General features: G+C 70.1%; 15 protein-coding genes and 1 pseudogene. 10 read left to right on the forward strand and 6 right to left on the reverse strand.

The window, feature by feature from the left end; translation table 11 throughout:
• Positions 1-120 precede the first annotated feature (120 nt).
• The 3 genes and pseudogenes from GEV28_RS23335 to GEV28_RS23345 form a co-directional block, all read right to left on the reverse strand.
• Positions 121-768 carry a ketoacyl-synthetase C-terminal extension domain-containing protein gene (locus tag GEV28_RS23335; protein ID WP_291414255.1) on the reverse strand — a complete coding sequence of 216 codons (648 nt, stop codon included), beginning with the start codon at positions 766-768 and terminating at the stop codon, positions 121-123.
• Positions 769-970: 202 nt separating this feature from the next.
• Positions 971-1,633, reverse strand: a pseudogene (locus tag GEV28_RS23340) (polyketide synthase); the annotation flags it as partial.
• A 331-nt stretch (positions 1,634-1,964) separates the two neighbouring features.
• On the reverse strand, positions 1,965-2,897 hold the full coding sequence (locus tag GEV28_RS23345; protein WP_291414256.1) for an IS5 family transposase: 933 nt from the start codon (positions 2,895-2,897) through the stop codon (positions 1,965-1,967).
• Positions 2,898-3,291: 394 nt separating this feature from the next.
• Between GEV28_RS23345 and GEV28_RS23350 the strand changes: the two genes are divergently transcribed.
• Positions 3,292-4,284: a methyltransferase gene (locus GEV28_RS23350; RefSeq protein ID WP_291414257.1), complete on the forward strand. Its 993-nt coding sequence runs from the start codon at positions 3,292-3,294 to the stop codon at positions 4,282-4,284.
• Between the two features lie 582 nt (positions 4,285-4,866).
• Here the strand turns inward: GEV28_RS23350 and GEV28_RS23355 are convergent.
• Positions 4,867-5,811, reverse strand: a complete 945-nt coding sequence (locus GEV28_RS23355; protein ID WP_291414258.1) for an IS4 family transposase — start codon at positions 5,809-5,811, stop codon at positions 4,867-4,869.
• Between the two features lie 168 nt (positions 5,812-5,979).
• Here GEV28_RS23355 and GEV28_RS23360 point away from each other — a divergent pair, with 168 nt between their 5' ends.
• Complete coding sequence (locus GEV28_RS23360; RefSeq protein ID WP_291414259.1) at positions 5,980-6,924, forward strand: amidohydrolase family protein; 945 nt, start codon at positions 5,980-5,982, stop codon at positions 6,922-6,924.
• Between the two features lie 14 nt (positions 6,925-6,938).
• Here GEV28_RS23360 and GEV28_RS23365 read toward each other — a convergent pair whose 3' ends face one another.
• Complete coding sequence (locus tag GEV28_RS23365) at positions 6,939-7,814, reverse strand: nuclear transport factor 2 family protein (protein ID WP_291414260.1); 876 nt, start codon at positions 7,812-7,814, stop codon at positions 6,939-6,941.
• A gap of 109 nt (positions 7,815-7,923) precedes the next feature.
• The gene (locus tag GEV28_RS23370) at positions 7,924-8,931 is read right to left on the reverse strand and encodes an aldo/keto reductase (RefSeq protein ID WP_291414261.1); all 1,008 of its coding nucleotides are present in this window, start codon (positions 8,929-8,931) and stop codon (positions 7,924-7,926) included.
• 323 nt (positions 8,932-9,254) lie between these two features.
• Here GEV28_RS23370 and GEV28_RS23375 point away from each other — a divergent pair, with 323 nt between their 5' ends.
• From GEV28_RS23375 to GEV28_RS23410, 8 genes are read left to right on the forward strand one after another with little or no spacing between them, the layout of a single operon-like run.
• Positions 9,255-11,990 (forward strand): PEP/pyruvate-binding domain-containing protein, encoded by a 2,736-nt coding sequence (locus tag GEV28_RS23375; protein WP_291414262.1) that lies wholly within the window; start codon positions 9,255-9,257, stop codon positions 11,988-11,990.
• Complete coding sequence (locus tag GEV28_RS23380) at positions 11,987-12,886, forward strand: hypothetical protein (protein ID WP_291414263.1); 900 nt, start codon at positions 11,987-11,989, stop codon at positions 12,884-12,886. Before GEV28_RS23375 ends, GEV28_RS23380 begins: the two co-directional genes overlap by 4 nt.
• On the forward strand, positions 12,883-13,506 hold the full coding sequence (locus GEV28_RS23385) for a hypothetical protein (protein WP_291414264.1): 624 nt from the start codon (positions 12,883-12,885) through the stop codon (positions 13,504-13,506). The genes GEV28_RS23380 and GEV28_RS23385 overlap by 4 nt, the downstream gene beginning before the upstream one ends.
• Complete coding sequence (locus GEV28_RS23390; RefSeq protein ID WP_291414265.1) at positions 13,503-14,162, forward strand: DUF6182 family protein; 660 nt, start codon at positions 13,503-13,505, stop codon at positions 14,160-14,162. Before GEV28_RS23385 ends, GEV28_RS23390 begins: the two co-directional genes overlap by 4 nt.
• A 37-nt stretch (positions 14,163-14,199) precedes the next feature.
• Positions 14,200-15,081 (forward strand): hypothetical protein, encoded by an 882-nt coding sequence (locus GEV28_RS23395; RefSeq protein WP_291414266.1) that lies wholly within the window; start codon positions 14,200-14,202, stop codon positions 15,079-15,081.
• The gene (locus GEV28_RS23400; protein ID WP_291414267.1) at positions 15,078-16,250 is read left to right on the forward strand and encodes a hypothetical protein; all 1,173 of its coding nucleotides are present in this window, start codon (positions 15,078-15,080) and stop codon (positions 16,248-16,250) included. Before GEV28_RS23395 ends, GEV28_RS23400 begins: the two co-directional genes overlap by 4 nt.
• Before the next feature lie 10 nt (positions 16,251-16,260).
• Entirely contained in the window at positions 16,261-17,277 is a 1,017-nt protein-coding gene (locus GEV28_RS23405) for an AfsA-related hotdog domain-containing protein (RefSeq protein WP_291414268.1), read from the forward strand.
• Positions 17,259-18,281 (forward strand): beta-ketoacyl-ACP synthase 3, encoded by a 1,023-nt coding sequence (locus GEV28_RS23410; protein WP_291414269.1) that lies wholly within the window; start codon positions 17,259-17,261, stop codon positions 18,279-18,281. The genes GEV28_RS23405 and GEV28_RS23410 overlap by 19 nt, the downstream gene beginning before the upstream one ends.
• Positions 18,282-18,301 lie beyond the last annotated feature (20 nt).

Genomic DNA, 18,301 nt, shown 5'->3' on the forward strand with positions numbered 1-18,301 from the left:
CGCTGCCGCTCATCCAAGTGCGGCAGGATCGTCCCGAACTTCGCCGCCAGGACCTGCTCATCGATCTCCACGACCATGGCCATACCAGAACCATGACAGAACAATCACGACATGTACAAGTTAATTTGAGACAATTCCTAGCTCCGCCCGGTCGGCGGCCACCACGCACGCCCGCGCCCTCAGCGCGGATCGCCCGTTCGCGAGGGTGTGGCCGATGCCGGCGAGCGAGGCGTCGTCGTTGGCGGACAACCATGTGGCCAACCGAGCGGCGTTCGCCCGCAGGCCCGCCTCCGACGCGCCGGACACCGGGAACAGGCGCGCGCCGTGGGCCGTCGGCCGGCGAGGCCGCGTGGCAGCGGTGTCCACCACCGGCGCGTCCTCGACCACGACGTGTGCGAGCGTGCCGCCGTAGCCGTAGTTCCCGACGCCGGCGCGGCGGGAGCGGTCGGGCCGGCGCTGCCAGGGCGTGTTCTCGGTAACGACCGTCAAACCTGTGCCGTCCCATGGGATGTTCGGGTTCAGGCCGGTCCGGGTCAACGTCGCCGGGATCCGCCCGTGGCGCAGCGCCAGCACCACCTTGATGATCCCCGCGACTCCGGACGCGGCTTCCAGGTGGCCGATGTTGGTCTTGACCGAGCCGATCATGCAGGGGCGGTCTGGGGAACGATCGCCGCCGACCGTGGCCGACAGCGCGGCGACCTCGATGGGGTCCCCGACGCTCGTGCCCGTTCCGTGTGCCTCCACATAGTCGATCGACGCCGACGGCACGCCCGCGTGGGTGACACGCCTGCCGCACGACGTGCTCCTGTGCCTCCTGGCTGGGAGCCATGATCCCGTTGGTACGGCCGTCCTGACACACGGCGCTGCCGCGCACGACGGCGAGCACCTGGTCGCCATCGCGGATCGTGTCACCGAGCCGCTTGAGCGCCAGCACGGCACAGCCCTCGCTGCGGACGTAGCCGTTGGCCGCCGCGTCGAACGCCTTGGACGTACCGTCCGGCGAGAGGGCTCCGGCGGCGCCGAGAACCAGCGCGAAACTGGGACTCGCGACCAGCATCACGCCGCCGGCGAGCGCGAGCGAGGTCTCGCCGGAACGCAAGCTCTGGCAAGCCTGGTGCACCGCGACGAGCGAGGCCGAGCAGGCGGTGTCGACGGCGACGCTCGGTCCACGGAGGTCGAGGGCGTGCGAGACCCGGTTCGCCACGGCGCACATCGAGGAGCCGATGCCCGTCCACGCCTCGAGGCGTGGCAGGTCCTCCAGGAGCCTGCGGCCGTAGTCGTCGCAACAGACACCCATGAACACGCTGGTGTCGGTGCCGGCGAGCGTGTTCGGCGCGATGCCCGCGTTCTCGAGCGCCTCCCACGCGACCTCGAGCGTCACCCGCTGCTGAGGGTCCATCAACTCGGCCTCGCGCGGGGAGATCCCGAAGAAGTCAGCGTCGAAGCCGGCGATATCGTCGAGGTAGCCACCGGATTTGATGGCCTCGCGGACGGCCTTCGCGAAGTCCGGGCCCTTCGCCGCGTAATGCTCCCAGCGGTGCGCCGGCACCTCGCCCAGCACGTCCCGGTTGTTCTCGAGTAGCTCCCACAAAACACGCGGGGAGTCAACTCCGCCCGGGAACCGACATCCCATGCCGACGATCGCAATGGGCTCCCGCTGGTTTTCGTAGCCATCATCCGTCAAGGTGGGTGCCCCCAGATCTGTGCGTTCAGCGAGAGGTCGAGCGCGTGTCGCTGGATGTTCTACATTCCGTCACTCCGCCAATGCCGCCGCATCTCCGGAATTGCGCAGCCAGCGCGTGACCCGCAATGGCCATGAGTTAAGAGGGCGCGCAAATAGGGCATGGCGGCGCCCGACGCGCCGACGCGGCCCCTGGCGGCACCGCGAGGAACCACCTCGATCACGACGGCATCCACCGACCCTATTTGCGCGCCCTCTAAGAGACTGTTGGGTATGCGGGTGGTTACGGTGCGAATTGAGTCTCCGGGCTGAGTCGGCGTGCGGCTTCACGCTCGGTGGCGTTGGACCAGCGGACTGCTTGGCCGGCCAGGCGAGTGGCCATCAGACGGATCATCGCGATCTTGATCATGGCTTCTGAGTTGGCGGTGAGGCGTTCGTAGTCGCGGGCCAAGCGACGGTTGCGGACGAGCCATCCGAACGTTCGCTCGACCACCCACCGACGTGGCAGTATCTGGAATCCCTTGACGTTGTCGCTGCGCTTGACGATCTGCAGCAACAGTCGCAGTTTCTCCTTTGACCAACCGATCATGGTGTTGTCGATCTTGTTGGCGTATCCGCCGTCGGCCCACACCAGCGCGATGGACGGGAAACGGGTCGCCAGCATCTGCAGGATCTTGCGGCCACCGGGCCGGTCCTGCACGCAGGCGGCCGTGACGATCACGACCAGGAGCAGCCCGAGAGTGTCCACGACCAGATGACGTTTACGGCCAGCGGTCTTCTTGCCCATGTCGAACCCGCGATCCTGCCCGCCCTCGCTGCTCTTGATCGACTGTGCCTCCAGCACAGCCGCCGAGGGATGGCGGTCGCGGCCGGCGGCGACCCGGACCTGGTCACGGACTGCGTCGTGGACGCGGTCCCAGACACCGTCAGTGGTCCAGGTTCGATACCAGCGATACGCGGCGTCCCACGGCAGCAGATCGCGGGGGATCATGCGCCATTGGCAGCCCGAGCCCAACACGAAGAAGATCGCGTCGAGCACGAGCCGGTCGTCGAACTTCCTTGCCGCGCCGCCCTTTCGACTATCGCGCACCGGCATCAACGGCGCGAGTACCGCCCACACACGATCGGACAGGCTCGACGGATAGCATGGGCGTGGATCATCCTCGCCAGGCTGACAGTTACACAACGTGATCTTGGCGGGGATGATCTTTTTCATGCGCGGACACACCGGACCGAGCACATCCCAGCACGCTCCGCACTCGACCGGTTACCCAACAGTCTCTAAGCCGTTTGGGTCTGGGGTAGATGGAGTTCGATGGTGTGGGTGACCAGGCGGGTTCCGGGATTGGTGCTGTTGCGGGTGGTGTAGCGCAAGCTGGGGCGGACGGTCTTGACGGGTCTCCGAATTCGGCCGGGAGTGCGTCTCGTCGGGCCCGGCGGTGGTTGCGACACGATTGGACCCCTACGTCGCCCGCCCGCACGCAGTCCAGACAGGACCGATTCGATTGACAGGCATGACATAGTGCATTCTCGTGGGACACAACGACACCGATGCGGACGCGCACTCCGCTTCGGGTTCAGACTCGCTTTCGCTACGGCTACTCCGAGGCATGGCCGGGCTGGCGACGCCAATGGCGCTACGGGTCGCCGTGACCCTGGGCCTGCCGGACCGGCTCCTCGGCGACGGCGCCGCCGCTGATCAACTCGCGGTCGAGCTCAACGTCTCACCGGTCGCGCTCGATCTACTGCTGGGCCACCTCACGACCCTCGGTGTCATGGAACGGACATCCACCGGCTACCGGACTACCGGGTACGGAGCGAACCTCTGCGCCGATGCCGGCACTGGCTTCACCAACATCCTCCTGCACCTGGATTCCGCTGCCGGCCGGGCCGAACTGGCGTTTGTCGACCTCGCCCACAGCATCGCCACCGGGCAGGCGGCCTACCCACGCCGCTATGGCCAGGACTTCTACGCAGACCTCGCCGAGCATCCCCACCTCCGTGAGTCGTTCGACCGGCAGATGACCCTGCGGCTCCAAGAGCAGATCCCGCAGGTCGTCGCTGGTTTCGATTGGTCCCGATTTTCCACCGTCGTCGACGTCGGCGGTGGCCAAGGCACCCTGCTCGCCGCGATCCTGACAGCCCATCCTCGGATGCATGGCCATCTCGTCGATCTCGAACCCACTGCGGCCGAAGCCAGCCGTACCTTCAGCGCGCACGACCTCGACGACCGAACCGAAGTGACCGCGAGCAGCATCTTCGACCCGCTCCCGGCGGGGGCGGACGCCTACTTGTTGTCCGACATCCTCCACAACTGGGACGACGAGCACGCCCATCGCATCCTCGCCCGGTGCGTTGAGGCCGCTCACTCAACCGGCCGCGTCCTCGTCATCGAACCAGTCGGAGGGCGGCGAGCCATCACCGAGATGGACCTGTCCATGCTGGTGATCCACGGCGGCCGCGAGCGCCGGATCGACGAGTTCCGCACGCTCGCCGCTTCACATGGACTGGTCCTCGACACGTTGACCGATCTAACCGACCAACGCTGCCTTCTCGAATTCCAGCTTGCTGCCAGCCGTGAGGTAACAACGGCATCGCCATAATCAAATATCTCGGGCCAACCGGCCGGCTACCTCAGGTCACCCTCCGGTTACCTGACGCGCTGGTGATGCCAGCGGCGGACCGGTGAGTACGGCGCCATCACGAGCTCAGTCCTGCCTGGATTGAAGTCGCGTGACACCTGGACGATCCGACAACTCGACAGCTCGACCACCACGGTCAATGGCCATGAGTTAGAGGCCGCGCAGATGGGCATGGCGGCGCCCGCCGCGCCGAGGTGGCGCCTCGCGGCACCGGGTGGTGTAGCGCAAGCTGGGGCGGACGGTCTTGGCCGGGGCTGTGCGGCCGGGGTGGTGGCGGATGATCCAACGGGGGATGTCGGCGAGGAAGAAGGCCAACGCGGTGGTGAGGTCATGAGGGGGAAAAGGCCCGTGCGACGGAGTCTGCGACGGCGTCGAGCACGGGCGGGAAGCTGATCCGGGTGGCGTCCAGTCCGGCGAGGGCGGCCCGGGTGATCAGGGTCCGCAATGCCTGATACAGGCACAACAACGCCCAGATCTCTTGGCGTATCCCTTGGGGGCTGCGGGAGCGGAGAACCCCGCCGGGGACACGGAGGTCGACCTTGATCAGTCGGAACAGCAGTTCGATGTGCCAGCGTTGGCTGTAGTTACGGGCCAGTCCAGTGCGGGCGCCTGTTCGGGGTCGAGCAGGTTGGTGATCAACGCGAAGACCTCGCTGATCCCGTCGTCGTCGCGGATGGAGTACTCGATGACCCGCACGGTGACCCGGTCCTTCTTGCGGGCGCCGCGCAGCTCCGACAGGTAGGTGCCGTCGGTCAGGGGGGTGATGACCGGCAGGGTGAAGGACGCCGACACCCGCCACAGCACGTCCGCCCCGGTGGCCAGGGTCTTGACGTAGAGGTCGTAGGAGGGAAACCCACGGTCGGCCAGCAACAGCATGGCTGGCCCGAGCCGGGGAAGCAGCCGCTCGAACAGGGTGCGCTCGCCCACCGCGATGGAGTCGCATTCGGCGCCCAGCAGGGCCAGGGTGCCGCATTCGGCCAGCGCGACCAGGCGGGCCTGGGGCCGCTTCCCGCCCTCGGGGATGGCGTACTCGGCCTCGTTGTCCTTGCCTCGGGGCAGGTCGAACACGGTGCCATCGACCGCGACCAGACGGCGGCCGCGCCAGAACACGCCGTCCATCCCGGACGTGCCCACCGCGTGTGCGCTGCCGTCGAACAGCAGCGTGAGTGGCTTGTCCCCGAGGCGGCCCCGTGCCAAGGAGATCGCACCGTCCGTCGGGATCGTGTAGCCACCCCAGCCGCCGCAGGCCCACCGCAGGCCGGTGAGCAGACCAGTAAGGACTCGCACGTAGCCCTTGCCGAAGTCCAGCCACAGCGCGAGCGTGAAATACACCATCAGCCGGGCGGGCAGGGCCCTGTTCCGCTGCTCTTTGACCCCGGCCTCCTCGATCGCCGCGATCACCCGCTCGTCCGGGAACACCGTTGCCAGCAAACCGATGGACACCTCATCAGCCAGTCGGACCCGGTCCGCCGCCTTGTTGTCAGCCACCAGCTGATCATCCCACCGAACCGCGTAACTCATGGCCATCGGCGGGTGACCCGGGCGCCGGATCCACCCTCAACCATCAGTGCGCAGTGCAGAAGTAGGCATGCCCCGAGAAGTGTCGCAGTATTTCCGAGGTACGCAGCCGGTTCCCGTGCCGAGGATGAGAGTGACATGACCGATCTGATCGACGTCCATTCACATTTCGTCACCGACGAGTACGTGGCGGCCGCGGTCGAGGCCGGCCACGTGCGGCCGCAAGGGATGCCCGGCTGGGCCACCTGGAGCACCTCGGAGCACCTCGCCCTGATGGACCAGACCGGTGTGCGGACCGCGATCCTGTCGATCTCGGCGCCGGGCGTCCACTTCGGCGACGACGTCGCGGCGCGCCGCCTGGCGCGGCACGTCAACGAGTTCGCCCGCATCGTCGTGTCCGACCATCCCGGCCGGTTCGCGCACTTCGCGTCGTTACCCTTCCCCGACGTCGACGGCTCCCTGGCGGAGCTGGTGTACGCCCTGGACGTCCTCGGCTCGGACGGGGTCGCCGTCCTGACCAACGCCCACGGTGTCTACCTGGGAGACGGGCGGTACGAGCAGGTCTACGCCGAGCTCGACCGCCGCGGCGCGACCGTGTTCGTCCACCCGGTCGAGCCGGTGAACTGGCAGGTGGTGTCCCTCGATCGGCCCCGGCCGATGCTGGAGTTCATCTTCGACTCCGCTCGCGCGGCGAGCGACCTCGTCCTGAGCGGTGTCCTTTCGCGCTACCCGCGGATCAACTGGATCTTCTCCCACAGCGGCGGTGCGCTGCCGGTCCTGGTCGAGCGCATCCAGGTGTTCTGCGACCTGTTCATGGACCTCGCCGAGCCGCCGACCGTCGCTGAGCAACTCGGCGGCCTCTGGTATGACATCGCCGGGACGCCGTTCCCGAACGCCGTCCCGGCGCTGGTCCGCGCGTTCGGTGATCAGCGGGTGCTCTACGGCAGCGACTACTGCTGGACACCCGCCCCCGGCACCAAGTCGCAGGTCGAGTCGGTCGACGCCGCGGTCCAACCCGACGGCACCACCTGGCGTGCCCTCACCACCCGTAACGCCGGGCAGATCTTTCCGCAGCTCGGATGACCGCGCGCCGGTGCCTACCCACCGGTGCGCAGGAGGTCGGCGAGGAGCTCGGCCGGGCCGTCGGAAGCGTCGGTCACGGAAGCGTCGGTCACCGCGTCACCGGCGGGGAGCAGGGCAAGCTGGCCGACCAGCCCGGGGTGGCGGGTCGCGAGCTCTGTCCCGACCGGGGCGTCGTGGGCGTGGCCGACGATCGTGGCGGAGAGCCAGCCCTTCTCCCGGATCATGAGCGCCAGGTCGTCGGCGACCCCGCGTGGTGTCCAGCCCTCCGGGGGCAGGGTGGTGGCCCCCCGGCCGGGAAGGTCGAGCGACACGCACCGATAGCGGTCCTGGAGCGCCAGGACGTGTGCGGCGAACACCGAGCGATCGGTGTCCCGGCCGGATAGGAACAGCACGACCGGTCCGCATCCGACGTCGTCGTAGCCGTACACGATGTCGTTGACGCGAAGCCGCTGGGAGCCAGGCGGGCCGGTCAGGTCCGCGGCGAACGCCAGCGCGAGCGCCAGGGAGTCCTCGTAGATCTGGTAGTGGCTGATCAGGCCGTCGCGCACGGTGAACCGCATGGTGAAGTCGCCCTCGACGGTCCGCTGTGTGGTCCGCACCAGGTACCGGAACCAGCCGGGGACGATCGCCTCGGTGCCACCGTCGATGATCGGTGAGAGGCGGAACCCGCGTGGCTCGAACGCGTCCGGGAAGCCCTCGATCCACTCCTTGACCCGCGCCCGTCCCTGGAGCAGCCCGACGGTCGGGACCTCGGGCGCGCCGTCGACATGCCAGACCACGTCGTCGGTGAGAAGGGCGAGCGCCGCGTCGGTGTCCTTCCCGGCGAAGGCGTCGAGAAACGCGCGGGCCGCCGCGGCGGCTCCGACGCCGTTGGATGTGCCCTGTGACATTGGTTCGCTCATACGCTCGCTCACGACGCCCCCTCGCGGGCTCGGTCGAGCCGCTCGCGGTCGCCCTGTGACACTGGTTCGCTCGCACGCTCGCTCACGACTTCGTCCTTCAACCACTGGCCTTGTCGGCGTCGAAGTTGAGGCCGGCCAGGCGGTGACCGACCACCTGCTCGTAGATTCCTGCCAGCGTGGTGGCCTCCCCGGGGGTGAGCACCATGGCGGTGGCGGCGGCGTTCTCCACCAGGCGGGTGCGATGCCGCGTGCCCGGGATCGGCACCACCGGAAGGCCGTGCACCGAGGCCCGCTGGTGGACCCAGGCCAGCGCGACCTGGCCTGGTGTCACACCTCGTGCGACGGCGATCTCATCCATCGGGGCGAGGAGCGCGGTGTTGTGCCGGGCGTTCTGCCCGGTGAAGCGAGCCATGTACCTGCGGAAGTCGTCGGCGGACAGCTCGTCGGCGCTGGCGAAGGAGCCGGTGAGAAAGCCGCGGCCGAGAGGGGAGAACGGCACGAGGGCCACGCCGAGCTCGGCCGCCACGGGGACCGTGGAGATCTCGACGTCGCGGGTGAACAGCGACCACTCCGACTGCACGGCGGCGATCGGGTGGACGGCGTACGCTGCCCGCAACTGCGCACCGGTCACCTCGCACAGGCCGAGGTGACGGATCTTTCCCTCCACCACCAGCTCGGCCATCGCGCCGACCGTGTCCTCGACGGGGACGTTCGGATCGAGCCGGTGCGCGTAGTACACATCGATCGCGTCGACGGCGAGCCGGCGGAGGCTGGCCTCGACCGACCTGCGGAGGAATGCCCTCGAGTTGTCGATTCCCCGGTAGTGCGGGTCATCCGCCTTGCGTACCAGCCCGAACTTGGTGGCGATCACGACCCGGTCGCGGTTGGCCGGCACGAACCTGCTCAGCAGTTCCTCGTTGTGCCCGTGGCCGTAGCAGTCGGCGGTGTCGAACATGGTCACACCGAGCTCCAGCGCCCGGTCGAGGGTTCGCCGGCATTCGGCCGGGTCGCTCGGGCCGTAGAACTCGCTCATTCCCATGCAGCCGAGTCCCTGGACGCCGACCCGTGGTCCGGTCGAGCCGAGCGCGGTTGTCGGTAGCGTCATGTGTCCGCTCGTCACATCAGTGTCCACTCGTGGCCATCCGCCCTTCGGGGCGATTACCCGCGGGCCTGTCTCTTCGGCGAGAATAAATAGCAGGAATCCGCCGGATCAATGTTCGAAAGACAACAGGGCACGTGGGGAGAGGCCATCCGGCGAGGAGTGCAATCCGGAAGAAATGACGACCCACCCGCAGCAATTTGGAAGACGAGTACCCTCGCCGCTCGTGTCAGACTGGGCGACGCCACCGGGGTGGCAGTAATTCACGTGCCTGGTGTGCTAGTGGCGTCTGGTTTGCAAACGTATCGGCGGCTGGAGGGTTCAGTATCTTGTTGAACAAAGACTCCGACTGGCTGCTCGAGCACTATTCGGCAATTGCGGACCCGGAGCTTTCCGGCCACAAGTTCGCGCGCCAGGCCGCGCTGGCCGGGGTGGGTTTTCCGATTCCGCGGCTGGCGTGCGTGCCGGCAACGGTCTTCGACCACGTCGTCGGTCCGGAGTGCGCCGCCTCCCTCGGCACGGACCTCGCGGCGCCGGAGCGGGCCCAGGCTCTTCGGCGCCGGGTGCGGGAGATCGGCGTGCCGAACGAGCTACAGCGGATTCTGGACGACCGGTTCGACGGGATCGCGGGGCCGGCCGGACTGGTCGCCGTTCGGGCCTGTGTGGTTCCTCGACCCGGTGACGAGGAGTCCGGTGAGGATTCGGCGACCGACCCGTTCGCCGGCCTCAGCGACAGCTTTCTGTATGTGCGGCGCGCGGACGTCGCCGATCGGGTCGCCGCGTGCTGGGCCTCGGCGTTCAACTCCGAGGCGGTGCTTTACCGGGCGCACCGCGGTATGGATCCGTTCGCGGCGCGGGTCGCGGTCGGCGTCCAGCGGATGGTGATGGGCGTCCGGTCGTTCGTGGCGTTCACCCGGAATCCGCTGGACGGCGCGCATCGCTGCGTGGTCGCGGCGGCGTACGGCATCGGCGAAGGCGTGGTCCAGGAGAAGGCCGACGTCGACCATTTCTTCGTCGACCGGGTGTCGGGGGAGATCGAGGCACACGTCGAGGTGAAGTCCAGGGCGGTCGGCTGGGACCCGGAGCGATCCGACCACGGACCGGTCGACATCCCGGTCGAGCCGTCGCTGGCCGCGCTTCCGGTGCTCGCCGATGACGAGCTGCGTGAGATCACCGCCGTCGCCGCCCGCGTCGAACAGCATTTCGGTGCGCCGCAGGACATCGAGGGCACCATCTCCGCCGACGGGCGGCTCCACCTGGTGCAGGCCCGCCCTGTCGCGGGCCTGGCGCGGCCGGAGCAGTCCGAGCACGCGGGCCGGGCCGACGGGAACGAGTATGGTCGGCCGCCGATCCTCTGGGACAACAACAACATCACCGAGAGCTTCCCCGGCGTGAGCTGTGCGCTCACCTACTCGGTCGGCCGCGAGCTGTTCGAGGTCGCCTTCACCGATCTCTACCGGCGCATGGGCGTGCCGGCCAGGGTGATCCGTCGCAACCGTCCGCGGTTGCGCCGGATGATCGGCTACCTCGACGGGCACATCTACTACGCGATCGACAACTGGTACCGGCTGCACGGGATGATGCGCTGCTTCCGCCCACTGTGGTCCACCTGGGAGGAGGCGCTCGGTGTGGCCGGACGGGAGTCCGCCCGCGGGCCGGTGCGCCGCACCGCGCGGGTCTTCCACCTCGCGGAGATCGCCGCCCGGCTGCTCGCGCATCCGCGCCGGGTACGCGACTTCCTGCGCTGGTGGGACGGCTACCACGCTCGACTCGACGTGTCGAGGATGGGACCGTCCGAAGTGGTCGGGGCATACCGCGAGCTGTGGACGCAGCTGAGCAGCCGCTGGGGTGTCACGCTGGTCAACGGCGTCTTCCTGTTCACCGCCACCTGGGCGGCGAACAGAATGTTGCGGCGGTGGGCGCCCGCGGCGGACCGGAGCGTGCTCAACGGCATGCTGAGCGGGGGCCAGTTGAACCGGTCGGCGATGGCTCTGCACTCGGCGGTGGCCCTGGCGTCGCAGGCCGCGACATCTCCGGCGTTGCGCGACGCCATCCTGGCCGATACGGAGCTCCGCCAGTTGTGGGCGGAGCTCACCGCAGGCGGCTACGGCCAGGAGTTCGCCGACGCGCTGCGGGAGCACCTCCGCCGCTACGGCGACCGCGGCCTGCAGGACCTCAAGCTCGAGGCGGTGACCCCGCGCGAGGAGCCGTGGACGGTGCTGCACGCGGTGCGGGCATACCTGCGGCAGGGGCAGACCGTGCGGGCGAGCGTCGAAACGGCCGAGAAGGTCCACCGCGCGGCCCGGCGAGAGCTGCGCAGGCACTGCCGCAACCCGGTGAAACGAGCGGTGCTGCATGTGGCGTTCACCGCCATGCGGACGCTGCTGCGCGTCCGCGAGGACACCCGGTTCTGCCGCAGCCAGCTGTTCGGCGACCTGCGCGCGCTGCTGTTGCGGCTGGGTAGCCACCTGGTGGCCGCCCGCCGGCTGGACCAGCCGAAGGACGTCCTCGACCTCACCGTCGACGAGGTCCTCGGCGCGTTCGACGGCACCATGGCCGGTGCCGATCTGCGGGCGCTGGCGGCCGTGCGGGCGGCGGAGCGGGCCCGCTGGATCGAGGCGGATCACACGTTCCCACCACGGCTGGCGACCGACCCGGACCGACCGGTGACCCTCGCGTTGGCCACCGCGGTGGCGGACCGGCGAGGTTCGCGCGGGGAGGCGACCGACAGCTCCGGTGTCCTGGTCGGGCTCGCGTCCTGCGCCGGCACTGTCCGCGGTCGCGCGATGGTCGTCCTCGATCCGTCGGTCAACGCCGACGGGACCCGCGATCGCGTCCTCGTCGCGCGCGCGACCGACCCGGGTTGGTTGTTTCTGATGATGTCGGCGAAGGCGCTGGTGGTGGAGCGGGGCACGCTGCTCTCGCACACGGCGATCACCGGTCGACTGCTCGGGATCCCCACCGTCGTGGCGTTGCCGGACGCCACCACGCGGATCCCCGACGGGAGCCTCGTCGAGGTCGATGGTGCCGCCGGCACCGTGCGAATCCTGGATGGTGAGTCATGATCCGCAGGTGGGCGAGCTACGTCGGCGCCGCGTACCGGCCGTCGGTCCAGCTTCCGTACACGATCTCGTGGGCGATCGGGCTCACCGCGCTGTTCGCCTGCGTCACGGGCGCGGTGACCCAGTGGCGTCCGGACGCCGAGCTCCTGGTCACGGTCGTGACGGTGGTGCTCGCGATGCTGCTGATGCGTGGTCTCGACGACATCCGGGACCTCGACTACGACCGCCGGTACAACCCCGGCCGGCCACTGCCGAGTGGGCAGGTGCGGGAGCGCGACCTGGTCACCATGGTCGCCGTCGGCAGCGCCGTGCTCCTCGTGCTGAACACCGGCCGCGGGGTGGCGCTGGTGATGCTGGCCGTGCAGATGGGCTACACCGCCGCGGTGATCGCCCTGGACCGGTTGGCAGGGTGGCCGCACCCGGACCGCCTCGGGTTGCAACTCGCGGTGAACCTGCCGATCCAGACTCTGCTGAGCCTCTACGTGTACGCGGGCTTCCTGCGAGCGGAGAGCCTTGGTCCGAGCGTGGCGGGGATCGTCGCCGTCGTGGCGGTCACCGCCGGCGCGCTGTGCCTGGAGTTCGGCCGCAAGGCGACCCGCCGGCCGCGGCCGGGTGAGCGGACCTACGTGACCGTGCTCGGGCCGTCGGGCACGTCGCTCGCCGCCTTGGCGGCCGCGGTGACGGCGACCGCCATCGTGCTGGTGTCGATCGAACCGTGGCAGCCGGGCGGTGGTTGGGGCTGGTTGGTCCTGGTTCCGCTGGTGCTGCCCGCGATCTCCGTCGCCCGGTTCGCCGCCGGCGCAGTCCGCTGGCCGGTGACCCCGACCCTGGCATACATCCCGGCCATGTACGCGAGTTTCCTCGCTGTGGGCCTGCTGACGAAGGGCACGTTCGGATGACGCCGTTCTGGACGCTGCTCGGCCCGGACTTCGCCGGGAAGTCGACCGCGCTCGGCCGGTTGTGGGATGAGCACGGCGTGCAGGTCGTGTCCCATGACGACGCGTTCCTCGGCGACCGCCCGCTGGTGTCCGCGCTGCGGCGGTGCTGGATCGACGACGCGCTGGTGTGGTCCGGAAAGCGGTACACCCCCGAGCTCGTGCTGTCGGTGATGCATCCGGTCATCCTGCATCAGCGCGACGAGCTCGCCAGCAGGACCGGCCCGGGGCCGGTCGTCATCGACTCCTACTACTACAAGCCGCTGGCGGCGTGCGCCCTGCTCGGCGTGTCGCACGAGCCCACCTTCGACTACTGGCGGTCGTTCCCGCAGCCGGAGGGAGTCGTGTACCTGGACGTCCCCCCGGAGGTCACCTGGGAGCGCGCCGGTCGAGGAACCCTCGCGAGCGCCTTCGAGCACTACGGACCCGAGGTCACCGAGGAGGGCTTCATCCGGATGCAGACCGACCTGCGGGCGAGGATGTTCGCGGAGGTCGGGGACCTGCCGCTGACGGTCATCGACGGGACCGCCGACCAGGACGTGGTGTTGGCGAAGATCATCTCGGCGGTTGGGGCGACGTCGTGACGGCGCCCGCACAGGCGCTGCTGGCTGACCTCCTCGCGGACCGGGTCGAGTGGGTGACCGGCCGGCGCCAGGGCGAGCCCGACGCCGACACGCAGGGAACCACCGTGCTGGTGCTGCTGCGGTCGCTGGACCTGGCCGACCTGGTGCACGGCGCGCGCGCGTTCGCGGCCACCCTGGACCCCGACGAGGCCGAAGCCTGGCGACGGTCGTGGACCCGGACACGGTTCCTGTTCGGCAACCCGGCCAACCTCCCCGCGCGCAACAGGCCCAGAGTGGTCGCGCCCAACGCGACCGCGGCCTGGCTCGGTCCGTTCCCGACCGACCGCCGGCTCGGGCTGAGCCGCCTGCTCAAACCGGTCACTGGTGTCCTGCCGCGGCCGCCGATCGACCTCGACCTACCCGGCTCCGGTCGACGACACCTGCTGCACGTCGCGGTCGACGGGCTGACGCTCGTCGACTACCTCGTGCATCTGCACCACACCCTCGTCGAGGCGGTGCTGCTCGGCCGGCTGCGGCCCGACGACCCGTTGTGGCTGAGCCACCGACCGGCACTCACGTCGGAACGGGCCGGCGACCGTCCTGCCTACGCCAGGGTCCTCCCCGACCCGCGCGACGCCGCCCGGCTTCGCCCGTACACCTGGCTGGCCGCCGCCTGAGCCGACCCGCATCCGACGAAGCAGAGGGGACGAACGCGTGGACATCACCAGCTTCACCGAGGCCGACCTGGCCAGGCTGGCCATGTCGGCCCGCCTGCGCGACCTGTCGGAGGCGTTCCGCGTGGCGGTAGCCGCCGAGGACGGCGGCGCGGAGACGACCGGCGAGCCCGGCCTGGCCGCGCGGCTCTGGTCGCTGCTCACGACCGAGATCCCCGTGGTCCAGGAGGCCATCGTCCAGCACGTACGCGGCGGTGGCGGCTCCTGGGCCGACGTCGCCGCGGTGACCGCGCTGAGCGAGGACGAGGCCAGGGACCGGTGGAGCGGGGCCGCGCCGTCGCGGGTCGCGAACCCGGTTGCCGAGGCGGCCGCCCTGGACGAGTGGTACGTCAGATACGCGGGCTTGGAGCCGCTGGCGCAGTTTCGCGACCCCGTCAGTCGGCTGCTGAGCACGCACCCGGGGCGCGCGCCCGAATGCCACATCTGCGTGAAGTACAAGGGAGGTGCGTTGCCTCCGCACGCCGGTCGTGCCACACCGCCCGGCGGCCACCTCCTCGACGACGGCAGGTGGCGGGTGGGGCATGGGCCGACGCCGTTCTGGCCCGCCGGCACCCTGCTGATCGAGTCGCATCGGCACTTCCTCGACTTCGCCGAGATGGACGACGACGAGGCGGCCGCGATCGGGCCGCTGATCCGGCGGCTCATGGGGCCGCTCAGGGAGGCCACCGGCGCACCGAGGATCCACGTGTTCTCCTGCATGGAGGGAGCCCCGCACTTCCACGTGTGGCTCGTGCCGAGGATCGGTGACGTGGCGAGCGGGCGGACCTTCATCGGCGACCCCGGCTACTGCAGCGTGCCCGAGGCCGAGGCGATGATCACCCGGATCCGGGAGGCGATGACCAGGGCGGAGGCCGACCGATGACTGAGTCCGGCCAACTTGTCGAGAAGCGGTCCCGCCGCCGGGTGCTGCTGGCTCCGGTGACGGTCAGCCCGACCAAGCCACTGACGCCGTCACACCTCAAGGTCCTGCTGTCGATGGACATGCTGCACCGGGCGACGGCGGCCTTCGCCGACGTGACGCACGTGTACCACCCGCTCGCGCATGCGGGCAGCCGCCAGGTGGCCGGGTTCTGGGAGTACCTCGACCGCTGCCATCCCGGACTGGACCACGAGGCGTGCACCGAGGAGCGGATCGGCGATCTCTACGCCGAGTTCCAGCGGGGCGAGCGCGTGCCGTTCGCCGCGCTCGAACCGGTCGTGCGGCGGGTCGAGGCCGGCTGGCGGCACCCGGCCAGCGCGCGCCTGCTCAACCTGTGGGAAGGCCACTACCGCACACTCGGCATGCGCGACCCGCTGTTCGGTCGGTCGGGCCCGGACCCGATGCCCGCGGCCGAACTGATCGAGCTGCTCGTGCGCAACGACCTCTGCATCGACGGACGCCCGTTCGGCGCCCCGGTATACCTGGACGCGACGCCGGCCGGGCTGCCGCTGCGCATGGTGGTCGGCGCGGACGGGCACGCCAACTACCTGGTGTCGACGCTGTGCGAGCTGGTGCCCCAGCTGGCCGACCACGACCATGTGGTGCTCGCGCACGACCCCGAGATCCGCGCCGACTACCGGACCGTCGCGCACGTGCTGACCGCGCTGGGCGTCGAGGTGTCGCGCATCGAGTTTCCGCGCGTGCCGCTCGACGGAGTCATCAAGTCCGCCCGCCACGGCGGGTGGCGGGGATACACCGTGGGAGCGCTCGCCGAACCCCTTGTCCGAGAAGTGGGCGTGCCGGCGTTCGCGCTCGGGTTCCGACTGTACTTGTTGGCCGGACTTGGCCGAACGGCACGGGATTCGTTCTCGGTCCGGCAGTTCCGGCGCTGGGTGCACCGTGCGTCCCGGCTCCTCGCCGAGCACGGCGGCCGGTCCGGTGGCGCCACGGAGGTGACCCTGTCGTCGCTGGCCGGCCACTCGCCCTACGTGCACCCCTACCGCCTGGCGACCACCCTGCTGAGCCGCGACACCGACCGAGACGTGGTGGCCACCCTGCTCGACGTCCTGGTGGCCCCGACCGAACCCGCCGCAACGCGCTCCGCGGCATGAGGTGACCGCGATGTCCATGACTCCAGACGGCGCCCCGGCCCGGCTCCCGGCGCCCGAACTGCGCTACGCGTCCACTGTGGACCGCACCATGATCCACCGGCGGAACGCGAGCGAGGCGTTCGTGACCGACGTCGTGCGGACAGGCCGGCACGGTTTCGCCGCCGGCGCGCTCCTGCCGTCCGGGCACCCCCACTACGCGGGGCACACCGGCCCCAGCCGGGATCGGGACCCGATGTTGCTGCTCGAGTGCGCCAGGCAGGCCGAGACCTACGCCGCGCATGCCCTGTTCGGCGTCGAGCCGGACACCCGCTTCGTTCTGCGCGGGTGGAGTGCCGACTTCGCCGCGTTCCCACTGGTGCCGGACCCGGCCGAGCTGCTGATAACCGCGGTCACCCGCAACCCGAAGGTCGTGCGGGACCGGATCCGCGGCCTGGACCATGACCTCGACCTGTGGGCGGCCGGCGCCCGGGTCGGTCGGGTCAGCATGACGGTCGGCTACGTCAGCGCGGCGGCTTTCGCCGTCCTCCGCTCCCGCACGCACGGCGGCCCGCCGCCGTCGTCGGACGACCTGAGGCCGCCGAACGGGCACCCGGTGGAGCCGGCCAGGGTCGGTCGGGTCCGTGCCACCGATGCCGTGCTGCTCGACGTCGTGACCCGGGAGGGGGCGGTTACCGCCGGGCTGCGCGTCGCGGCGGAGAACAGCAGCCTGTTCGACCACTCGCAGGACCACGTGCCAGCCATGGTGCTGGTAGAGGCGGCCCGACAGCTCGCGGCGCTCGCGACGGGCGAGTGGGGGCACGGCGCCCCGGATCGCACCGAGATGGTGGCGATGAGGTCGTCGTTCAGCGCCTACGCCGAGCTCACCGAGCCCATCGAGCTGACCGCGACACCGGTGGCCGCCGCCGTCCCGAGCGGCCGGTCGGTCGAGGTGACCTTTCGCCAGACAGGCCAGGAGATCGCGCGGGCACGGATCGCGATGGCGGTACGCGGGTCGGGAGGTGGGGTGCCATGGCTCGGGCGGCGGTAGTGGCAGGCGTCGGGGGCTGGGTTCCGACCACCGCGGTCTCCAACGAGGAGCTGGTGTCGTGGTGGGACTCCGATACCCACATCGACGCGGAGTGGATCCGCACCCGCACGGGCATCGAGCGGCGCCACGTGCTCGCCCACGGCGAGGCCACCAGTGACCTCGCCGTGGCCGCGGGGCGGAGGGCGTTGGACTCGGCGGGAACGGCGGGCGCCGACGCGCTTGTCGTCGCGACCGGCACGCCCGACCAGCTGAGCCCGGCCATCGCCCCCGACGTGGCTGCCCGGTTGGGTCTCGGCCCGATAGGCGCGTTCGACGTCGGAGCGGTCTGCACCGGCTTTCTCTACGCCCTCGCGGCCGCGGCCGGCCTGATCGCCGCGGAGGCCGCCGACAGCGTCCTGGTCATCGGCGCGGACGCGTTCTCGACCGTGCTTGATCCGGCAGACCTCGCCACGCGGGCGCTGTTCGGTGACGGCGCGGGGGCGGTGCTGCTGCGGGCGGGTGCGACCGGCGAGCGGGGCGCGCTGTCCGGGTTCCACCTCGGCAGCGACGGCACGCGCCGCACCCTGATCGAGATTCCCGGCGGCGGGTCCCGGCAGCGGTCGACCGGGTTGCCGGTGAAGGAGGAGGACACCTACTTCCGGATGCAGGGTCGGGCCGTGTTCGCCCAGGCCGTGAACCGGATGTCGGAGTCGGCACGGCACACGGCGGCCCACGTCGGCTGGCCGGTCGCCGAGATCGACCGGTGGGTGCTGCACCAGGCCAACGTCCGCGTCATCGCGGCCGTCGCCCGTGGCCTGGGGGTGCCGCTCGACCGGTTCGTCACCAACATCGCTCACGTCGGCAACACGGCGGCCGCGTCGGTGCCGCTGACGCTGGCGGCCGGGCTGGCCTCCGGCGAGCTGCGTCCTGGTCACCGGACCGTGCTCGCCGGCTTCGGCGGCGGCCTCACCTGGGGCTCCGTCGCACTCGTCTGGCCGGAGCTCCCGCCGCCACCGCACCAGTAACCAGGTCCGACCAGCAAAGG

The sequence above is a fragment of the Actinophytocola sp. genome, from assembly GCF_009379765.1.
Lineage (GTDB): Bacteria > Actinomycetota > Actinomycetes > Mycobacteriales > Pseudonocardiaceae > Actinophytocola.